The following is a 1,847-nucleotide window of genomic DNA, read 5'->3' as shown; positions in this document are numbered from 1 at the left end:
AGAACTAGTCGGTGAAACAGGGGGCGGTACAGGTAAACCTGATGCGGGGGGGACAAAAACAACAGAACTAGTCGGTGAAACAGGGAACAGTACAGATGAATCTGATGTAGGCACAACTGGATGAGCTTCAGCAATAACGGGAATAACAGGTGCAAGAGAAGGAGGAGGATGATTTGGAGCATTAAGCACAAAAGCATCAGATGTATCAGGTGTGGTCATAAGATGGGAATCCTTCTCCAGAGAATCTACAGAAGAATAAAGACTTGGCTCCTGAGGTTTTTGCTGAGAATGAGAATCGATAGCATCAACCTCACTTCCAGTAAGACTAGGATGAATTTTAGGAAAAAAAGGAGTCTCATCAGAAGCAGGAGGAACAATTTCAGTAGAATCAAGAGAGGGAGAATCAACAAATTTACTTTCGAGGCGGAAATCCCAAAATGTTCCAGTATTTTTAAGCACTCTTTGATTGAAATCTGCCGTTCCTACAGCAGAGCTTGGACCATAACTCTTAAGATGATATTGATAGGGGGAATCTTTAAGTGCCACATACCCCCCCTTTAACTGAAAAGAATCTTCAGCAGCTTGCCCATAAACCTGAATAATGGAAATACCCTGATCATTACCGCCATCTCCCGTCGATGCCCCTGGGCTTCCAGGAACCTTATACACATGAACTGTCGTTTGTCCTTCAAGATCACCATTGATTAAAAGCCGGTCAGTTTTTTGCTTTTCAAGCTCTCCTCCTTGATCCAAATATGCATTAAGATAAAGATTCACATCACCGTGCGCTTTATAGACAGTCCCTGATCCTTTTCCGATGAGAAGTGTCTGATAACCATCTGTTATTTTAGATTTTAATTCTTCAAAAATAAGAGAACTATCTGTAAGTTCGACCGATGAAATGGCGGAATAATCCTCTAACTTAGAATCAGAGGCATTAGAATTTTGCAATCGTCCATATTTTGGTCGCGATAAAATCCACTTTGAACCATTTTTTAACTCTACCGTGGCTGTAGAACTTTCATCAACATATGCGCCTCCTACAAGGGTAGAAGCATCAGCCTCAATTTTTACATTGGAACGTTCAACAGCTTTCAGGAGTGAATCACCAGAAACTGTTGAATTTTGTAAGAGTTTAACAGAACTTTCGAATTGGCGGCTATAAATAGCTGTACTTTCTGGAGCCATAAAAGTTGTCTGAGTCAACTGAACCGCCCCTTTTCCTGGTATAATTGTTTTTTTATCATTTAATACAGCTTCCCAAAAAAAGCGCATGCCATTAAATGCATTCCCTCTCACAAAAACACTGGAATGTTTAATATGAGTAGCATTATGATTATTCCCCTGCAATACAATGCCATGAGCATTGTTAACATTAACATTGCCCTTCTGAAAATTAATCATGCCTTTCCCCTGAAGCATACTAAAAGCAGAACCTTCACGATGATTATCTGTATTTGTTCCCTGTTTCCCCTTCCCAGTAATAGAAACACCCTCTAAATTAATTTCTCCATCTCCTCCTGTTTGAACACCAATACCATCAGCAAAATCAATTTTTCCTCCTTTCATATAAATTTTTGCACCATTATGACTCAAAAGACCTATCACATCAGAAGGTATTTTAATCTCTGTCTTAGTCAAAGAAACAAACGACCCTTTACCCCCAACACTGATCCCCATTCTGGTTGCTTTAATCACCCCATCCTGCATCTCAAAAGCTCCCTCCTCATTGACATCGGCCCCTATCGACACATCATTTAACATGGAATAAAATAGAGCAACGCCTCCCCCATTTGAGGACTTTACAGCTGTTGTCCAAGCGTTTGTTTCTGAATGGCTATTTGTAT

The 1,847-nt window shown here is 40.3% G+C and carries 1 pseudogene; it reads right to left on the bottom strand.

Annotation, left to right across the window (positions count from 1 at the left end):
- Positions 1 to 1,847 (bottom strand): annotated as a pseudogene (locus ACFIO3_RS05075) (autotransporter outer membrane beta-barrel domain-containing protein); the annotation flags it as partial.

The sequence above is a fragment of the Bartonella sp. AD328YNZD genome, from assembly GCF_042196425.1.
Note: the sequence above shows the minus strand (reverse complement) of the source record. Positions and strands in the feature narration are given on the sequence as shown.